Annotated in this window: 5 protein-coding genes; 4 read left to right on the top strand and 1 reads right to left on the bottom strand. The window is 43.9% G+C overall.

The window, feature by feature from the left end; all coding sequences use genetic code 11:
• The 3 genes from A2X74_RS03805 to A2X74_RS03795 all read left to right on the top strand — a co-directional run.
• Positions 1-773: NnrS family protein (locus A2X74_RS03805; protein ID WP_299764496.1), on the top strand; the 773-nt coding region annotated here is incomplete at its 5' end.
• Positions 774-824: 51 nt separating this feature from the next.
• Positions 825-2,039: a nitronate monooxygenase family protein gene (locus A2X74_RS03800; protein WP_255537731.1), complete on the top strand. Its 1,215-nt coding sequence runs from the start codon at positions 825-827 to the stop codon at positions 2,037-2,039.
• On the top strand, positions 2,020-4,440 hold the full coding sequence (locus A2X74_RS03795) for an adenosylcobalamin-dependent ribonucleoside-diphosphate reductase (protein ID WP_293627880.1): 2,421 nt from the start codon (positions 2,020-2,022) through the stop codon (positions 4,438-4,440). The genes A2X74_RS03800 and A2X74_RS03795 overlap by 20 nt, the downstream gene beginning before the upstream one ends.
• A gap of 21 nt (positions 4,441-4,461) precedes the next feature.
• On the opposite strand, the gene A2X74_RS03790 is transcribed toward A2X74_RS03795, so the two are convergent.
• A complete protein-coding gene (locus A2X74_RS03790) occupies positions 4,462-5,427 on the bottom strand; it encodes a potassium-tellurite ethidium and proflavin transporter (protein WP_015420595.1) in 966 nt (321 codons plus the stop codon).
• Positions 5,428-5,444: 17 nt separating this feature from the next.
• Between A2X74_RS03790 and A2X74_RS03785 the strand changes: the two genes are divergently transcribed.
• Positions 5,445-7,295: a type IV pili methyl-accepting chemotaxis transducer N-terminal domain-containing protein gene (locus A2X74_RS03785; protein ID WP_293627888.1), complete on the top strand. Its 1,851-nt coding sequence runs from the start codon at positions 5,445-5,447 to the stop codon at positions 7,293-7,295.
• Positions 7,296-7,331: the final 36 nt, after the last annotated feature.

Below are 7,331 nucleotides of genomic sequence, written 5' to 3'. Positions count from 1 at the left end.
AAAGAAACATGATGAGAAATCTATTCCTGCCCCTGATTCTTAGTGTTTTGGGAGTATTGAATGGGCTGTTCTATATGTCTGCCTATGGGCATATCAGCATTGATAGTAATGCCCCTTTGATTTCATCGTTATTTTTAATTGTGATGATTGAAATCATGATTGGTGGTCGAGTTATTCCAAGCTTTACCGCGAATGCCATTGTGGGAATAAAGCAGTTTCGCAATAAATCATTTGCAACTGTTGTGCTGGCATTCAGTGCGACGTCCTTTTTGCTTTGGATATTCTTTTCAGTCAGCGTTGTTACTGCTCTCATATGCATTCTGACCGGCGTATTACAGTTTATTTTGCTGTTAGGTTGGAAGCCTTTGGCTACACGATCCAAGCCAATCGTATGGATCCTACACGCTGCCTATTTTTGGATTCCTTTAGGTTTTATCCTCCTCGGCTTTTCATCTTTTGGGCTGGTCTCCATGTATATCGCTCTGCATGCTTTTGGTATTGGTGCTACGGGCGGCTTAATTATTGGCATGATTACCAGAACGGCTATGGGGCATACAGGCAGGCTGATTAAGGCAGGGGCAATAGAAGTGAGCTGTTATGTATTGGTGCAGGTGACAGCAGTCATTTGGATGGTTGCGCATTTAACAGTGGGCGTTTGGTTCCATTTTACGATTGGGTTAGCTGGTATCTGCTGGTGTTTGGCTTTCATTCTTTACATCTACAAGTACTTTCCTTGGCTTACCAAGCCCCGCTTGGATGGGCAACCAGGGTAGTGGCGCTATTGAGTTGATAGCGCAGTCTCTTATATGGGTATGCCAATGAATATGATGATTCCTTCCTTTTCAGGAGATCTACTAACTAAGAGCGGGATTACACCGCTAGTCATCAAAGGCAAGACAATTCTTCCTATTGTGCAAGGCGGTATGGGTGTAGGGGTATCAGCTCATCGTCTTGCGGGCGCAGTTGCAAAAAATGGAGGCATGGGAACGATCTCCTCCATTGATTTGAGGCGTTTGCATCCAGACTTAATGCAAGAGACCCAACACCTATCTCCTTGTTCGGATAGTCGAGAGGTCATTAATAAAGCGAACATTGAGGCATTAAGGCGGGAAATTACCCAGGCTAAAGTAGATTCTGAGGGATTTGGTTTAATTGCAGTAAACGTCATGAAGGCTGTGAATGAGTATGCCGCCTATGTAAGGTGTTCCTTAGAGAATGGAGCTGATGCCATCGTAGTGGGTGCCGGCTTACCGCTTGATTTACCGGATCTAGCGGCAGATTTTCCGGATGCCATTTTGATTCCAATTCTGTCAGAATCTAGAGGCGTTCAATTATTAGTAAAAAAATGGATGAAGAAAGGGCGTCTTCCTGATGCCATTGTGATCGAGAATCCTAGATTGGCTGGAGGGCATGTAGGGGCATCTAGCGTGGGGGATATTCACAACCCAAAATTTGATTTTGAAAATGTCATCCCTGAGGTGCTTACTTTTTTTAAATCCATCGGAATTGAAGGGCAGATTCCGCTAATTGCAGCTGGCGGAGTTTCTTCCTTACAAGACATTAAGCGCTTGCAGGCACTTGGAGCATCTGGCGTCCAGTTAGGCACTGCTTTTGCGGTAACTTGTGAGAGCGACGCTGACGAGGCATTTAAACATGTGCTGGCTAATGCCAAACAAAAGGATTTAGTTGAGTTTTTAAGTGTGGCTGGACTTCCAGCTAGAGCAGTCAAAACTCCCTGGCTTGGAAAGTATCTAAAGGTTGAGAGCATTCTGCAAGGTACGGCTCGCAAAAAACCACGTTGCACAATGATTTTTGATTGCCTTCATGATTGCGGCTTGCGTGATGGTAATAGTTCATGGGGTCAATTTTGCATTGATAAGGTCCTTGGGAGCGCCCTTACTGGCAATGTACAGAAAGGGTTGTTTTTTCGAGGGGCCGGCGCCTTACCTTTTGGCAATCAGATACGCCCCGTCATCGAATTAATTACCCAATTATTGTCAGAAGTGGAGCCAGAAAATTATGGTTATGCAGCCAATTAGTTTTGATGTATTAGCTGAAAAGTATTTAAAAAATGGTGAAAAAGATGAGCAAACTATTTTTGCAAGGGTGGCAAAAAGTCTCGCCTCAGTAGAAGAGCCGTCTTTACGCGAAGAAGTGGAGAAGAAATTCTTGGAGAATTTCAATGCAGGTGCCATTGGCGCCGGTCGCATTATGAGCTCGGCTGGAACTGGGATTAAGGCAACACTTATTAATTGCTTTGTGCAGCCCGTTGGAGATTGTATTCAGGACTTAGATGAGGATGGATACCCTGGTATTTATGAGGCTTTAAAGCAGGCTGCCGAAACTATGCGTCGTGGCGGCGGCGTTGGGTATGACTTTTCTAGAATTCGACCCAAAGGTGCCGAGGTTAAAGGAACCGCCTCAATTGCTTCAGGCCCTTGTAGTTACATCAATGTATTTGATCAATCCTGTTCCACAGTAGAAAGTGCTGGAGCAAGACGAGGAGCGCAAATGGGGGTATTGAGAATAGACCACCCAGATATATTAGATTTCATTACGGCAAAAAGAACGCCGGGTCGATGGAATAACTTCAATGTCTCCGTTGGCGTTTCAGATGCCTTCATGCGATCGGTTGAAGATGATGAAGAGATAGAGCTAATACACAAGGCAAAGCCTGGTGAATTATTGATTGCTGATGGAGCTTACCAAAAAACCGATCGAATTTGGGTATACAAAAAAGTAAAAGCAAGAGATGTTTGGGATGCGGTAATGCAATCTGCCTATGATTTTGCTGAGCCTGGAATTTTATTTCTTGATAATATTAATCAGGACAATAATTTGTATTATTGCGAGAGGATTGAGGCGACCAATCCTTGTGGTGAGCAGCCCTTGCCTCCCTATGGTTGTTGTGACCTAGGCCCTATAATTCTCCCCAGATTTATCGTCAATCCTTTCGGGTTTTCAGGTGAACCTTATTTTGATTTTGATAAATTCTCTGAAGTAGTGAAGGTTCAAGTACGCATGCTTGATAATGTCTTGGATGCAACATACTGGCCACTTGAAGAGCAGGGATTAGAGGCCCACTCAAAGCGACGTATTGGCGTAGGCTTTACCGGTCTTGGAGATGCCTTAATTATGCTTAAGCTGGCATACAACAGCGCTCCAGCGAGATTAAAGGCCGCGGAAATATCAGAAAAGTTGCGTGATATTTCCTACGAGGCTTCAATTGCATTGGCTCAGGAGAAAGGGTCATTTCCAGATTTGGATATCGACCAATATCTTTCGGGTGGAAATTTTGCGAGTCGACTTGGTGAGGATTTGAAGAAAAAAATTCGGCAGTTTGGCTTGAGAAATAGCCACCTGTTGTCGATAGCGCCTACTGGAACAGTGAGTCTTGCATTCGCAGATAATGCATCAAATGGAATTGAGCCTCCTTTCTCATGGACATATACCAGAAAGAAAAGAGAGGCTGATGGCTCAACGAAAGAGTATGCGGTTGAGGATCACGCTTGGAGGATGTATAAGGAATTGGGTGGAGACGTCAATGTATTGCCAGAGTATTTCGTAACTGCCTTAGAAATGTCTGCTGAAGATCATATTTTGATGATGGAAGCAGTTCAACCATTTATTGATACCGCCATTTCAAAAACGGTAAATGTTCCGGCAGATTATCCTTATGAGAAATTTAAGGATCTATATCTAACGGCATGGAAGTCCAGGCTCAAGGGAATGGCCACCTATCGACCCAATAGTATTTTGGGTTCGGTATTGCAGGTAACTCCTAGTCCAAACGAGAATCCCTTAAGCGCAGATCTAGATGGCGAGGATTGGAGAAATAGTCCGTCAAAAAAAGTGGTGGATCGCCGTCCTAATGGCGAATTACCTGCGGTGGCTGAGAAAATTAATTACTGGACTCAGGATGGGCAAAAAACGCTGTATTTAATTATTTCCTTTTTGACTGTTGAGGGGGTGGTTGCTGGCAAGAAAGCAAGTGTTGAGAGGGCAATTGAATTTTTTATGCCTGTAGGTCAAAGTGGAGAGTCTCAGCAGTGGATTACTTCGAGTATGCGAATGCTCTCTCTTGCAGCGCGGGGAGGCTTTCTTGCTAGAGCTTTAAGCGATATGAGGAAGGTTGCTTGGGATAGAGGGCCTGTTCGATTAGGAACGAAGAAAAAGCAAGATGGTGCTGTAGCCCCAATGTGGCATGACTCTGAAGTGGCTGCTGTAGCTTTTGCTATTGAGAATATCCTAGCCAAAAGGGGAATTACAGAATTTAAAGCTGCAGAGGAGTTTACGATTGGTGAGCTTGATTCTCAAAAAAGCACGGGCGGGGGCCTAATGGCTGGGAAAAAATGTCCGGACTGTGGCGCTCATGCGATGATAAAAAAAGATGGCTGTGATTACTGCACAAGTTGTGGTTACGTCGGAGCGTGTGGCTAATCATCTGTGGATGCAGTGAGTTCAATATAGTTTTTGTTGAATCAACAAGATTATTGTTCGGGCTAGCAAAAATAGGACAAGCGCAGTAGAAATAGCAATTGCAATCGTCGCAGCTTGATGGGGCCAGCCTCCTCGTATAACCGCCTCAATGACGCAAGAGGTGGTTGCAGCAGCAGGGAATGCAAATGACCAAAATCCAAATGAAAAGGGGACCGCCGTCCAAGACCGCCATCTCGTGAGTACTGCAAAAATAGGACCTGATGCAATACCCAAACCTACCAAGATGGCATCAACTGGAAGGTTTGGCCAAATCGTAATGGCGGTGATGGTGCTAACTGCTGCTGGACCCATTTCAATTCCAATGGTTGGGCGAAATTGCGGTGGCAGAGGGCCTGCAAACAAGCGATGCAAAATGCGCATTTCTAATAACGCCCAACCTCCAAGACCCATTCCCCATACAAGATATCCAAATCCAGGCAATCCAATTGCAGCTAACGCAGCGCCTCCAACTAAGCCGCCAGGAACAATGGGTAGATACAGCGCTGGTGTTACTTGGTCAGTGGGCATATTACCCATTGAGAGCATATGAACCACTCGCCAAGCAATGGTGACTTGAATAATGAGCGCGATAGCAGTTAACGTATAAGCAAACGTAGAGTATTCCGGAAATCTGGGGAATAGTAGAGCGATAGCAAGCATTGTGCTAATAGGAAAATAAGCCATCATTGGGCCTAAAACCGGGTTTAAGAACTTCTCCCTAATCGCTTGAGGATAAAAAATCGCCTTAATACTCCAGAGTATTGTTAGAAAGCATAGAATGAAGATGCCGAGTACAAGAAAAAAACGTTCAATCCAAAAAGTTGAAATTGAAGTGACGTGAGAGTATTTACTCCATGCGAAGGAGAGGCTAAGTAAGCTTAGGGACATGCCAAATAGTCCTGGGTGTAGGCGATGAAGCCAATTGGGCTCTTTGTCTCTTTGTATCATTATTTCTATGTTGTGGAATGAAGAATACCGAATTTACCTTAAAAAAGAAACTAATGATCATTGGCACGACACTTTTGGTGTTGGCGATGATTTCTATTAGCTTTACTTTATGGGTTACTTGGAAGCTTGAGGGTGGCGCGGCAGCAATCAATGAGGCTGGCCGCATGAGAATGCAAACTTATCAGTTAGCCCTTCTGGTAAATGAGGGTGATGCTGCGGCAACAACTAAGCTAATAACTAAGTTTGACAACAGCATCATTACCCTTAAATATGGAGATCCAGCTCGGCCGCTATTTGTGCCTTGGAATCAATTAAATAAACAATTGTTTCTAAATATTTCTGGTCAATGGAGCAGCATCAAAGATGATCTACAGACGAGGAAGGCTACCAGTATTTCTGTATCGCGCATTGATAATTTTGTTGCGAATATTGATCGGTTTGTCGGGTCAATAGAAGTCGAGGTTGATTACTGGACAAATATGCTCCATCTATTCCAGTTTGCTATGTTGGCTATCTCTCTTTTTGCCACATTAGTCATCATGTATGTGGGGTATTCCGTTATTTTAGATCCAGTAGAGAAGCTGCGCATTGGTTTTGATGGTGTGAGATCCGGAAAATTAAATACACGAGTTCAAATCGAGGCAAAAGATGAATTTGGTGATTTGGCAATCGGCTTTAATTCAATGACTGAAACTATTAGTGACTTATATAGCGGGTTAGAGGCAAAGGTCCGGGAAAAGACATTCCATTTACAAGAGCGACAAAATCGTTTGCAAGCGCTATATGATTTGAGTTCATTCGTTTCAACAGAAGATAATCTGGAAAGATTGGCTCAGGGATTTTCAAAGCGAATTTTGTCTATAACGGACGCTTCTGCCATCGCGATACGTTGGACAGATCAGGCAAATAAGAGATATTTTTTATTATCTGGCGCAAATTTACCCTCATCTATTACCGAGGATGAGCAATGTTTGGTTGCTGGAGACTGTTACTGTGGGCAGTCTAGTGGTAATGCAGAAATTCAGGTAATTACATTTGATCCAAAGATAGAGGCGGATCGGCATTGCGTAAAGGCAGGTTATAACGCCCTCATTTCGGTTCCGATCCTATTTCAGCAAGATTTACTTGGCGAAATTGATATTTTTTATACTAAGGAGCAGTCGATAGATTCAGATCAGAGGGCCTTGCTAGGGACCTTGGCGCATCATTTGGCTGGGGCAATGGAGGCTTTGAGAATTAAAGCTTTGGAGAAAGAGGCGGCAATTTCTGAGGAGCGCAGTTTATTAGCAAGAGAGTTGCATGATTCAATTGCGCAGTCACTAGCGTTTTTAAAATTACAGGTTGGAATGCTCAGAGATGAGATCGTAGAGCCCGCTACGGAAAAGGCCAAAACTATCCTAGGTGAGCTGGATGAAGGCTTGAGAGAAAGTTATAGTGACGTGCGCGAGCTTTTGTTGCATTTTAGAACGCGTACTAATACCGAGGATATTGAACCTGCGATAAAGACGACTTTACAAAAATTCGAGCACCAATCCGGTATTCATACTGAGCTATCTGTTGAAGGGCAAGGACTTCCTTTAGCGCCAGATGTTCAGATTCAGGTAATGCATGTCATTCAAGAGGCCTTATCAAATATCAGAAAGCATTCGAAAGCGAGCATTGTAAGAGTCGAAGTAGCGCAATCGCCAAAATGGACGTTTAGAGTAATTGATGATGGGATTGGTTTTTCAACAGAGCTAAATACGGTTGATAGCACGCATGTGGGGATGAGTATCATGCAGGAACGTGCCAATAAAATTGGAGCCAAGCTGGAGTTGAGCTCGGAGGCATTGGCAGGAACCTGCATATCGTTAACTTTACCTACGTAGGTGATATTCTGTTATCTCAATATTGAAGGTGTGGAA

Source organism: Polynucleobacter sp. GWA2_45_21, assembly GCF_001830325.1.
Taxonomy (GTDB): domain Bacteria; phylum Pseudomonadota; class Gammaproteobacteria; order Burkholderiales; family Burkholderiaceae; genus Polynucleobacter.
This window is presented reverse-complemented; position numbering and strand designations above follow the sequence as displayed.

Bases quoted from the DNA above. Each gene is read 5' to 3' on its own strand.
- A2X74_RS03790 (WP_015420595.1), bottom strand. From the start codon at position 5,427: ATGATACAAAGAGACAAAGAGCCCAATTGGCTTCATCGCCTACACCCA.
- A2X74_RS03795 (WP_293627880.1), top strand. From the start codon at position 2,020: ATGGTTATGCAGCCAATTAGTTTTGATGTATTAGCTGAAAAGTATTTA.
- A2X74_RS03785 (WP_293627888.1), top strand. From the start codon at position 5,445: ATGAAGAATACCGAATTTACCTTAAAAAAGAAACTAATGATCATTGGC.
- A2X74_RS03800 (WP_255537731.1), top strand. From the start codon at position 825: ATGATGATTCCTTCCTTTTCAGGAGATCTACTAACTAAGAGCGGGATT.